This window comes from Heminiphilus faecis (assembly GCF_008728965.1).
In the GTDB taxonomy this organism is placed as follows: Bacteria; Bacteroidota; Bacteroidia; order Bacteroidales; family Muribaculaceae; genus Muribaculum; species Muribaculum faecis.
The window spans coordinates 1-255 of sequence record NZ_VSMC01000085.1; the positions used below are offsets into that span (position 1 = coordinate 1).

A 255-nucleotide genomic window follows, 5' to 3' on the forward strand; every position below is an offset into this window, starting at 1 on the left:
TGCACGAGAATGGGATTACCGTGCCCAGGCTGCCATAGCGCGGCTTACCAAGAATGCGGCGTTCCGATACAAGGCTTATCTCGAACAGATTGACTATGCCACAAACCGGGGGCTGGAGCGCAATCAGATGGAACGCCTCGCCACCCTTGACTTTGTACATAAGGGGCAGAACCTCTTCATTACCGGCTCTTCAGGTACAGGGAAAAGCTATCTGGCATGTGCCCTTGGCCACGAGGCATGCAAAAGGGGGTTCCG

General features: G+C 55.3%; 1 protein-coding gene. It reads left to right on the forward strand.

The features are described from left to right. The coding region (locus FW767_RS13045) for an ATP-binding protein (protein WP_205523924.1) at window positions 1-255 on the forward strand (255 nt) is incomplete at both ends.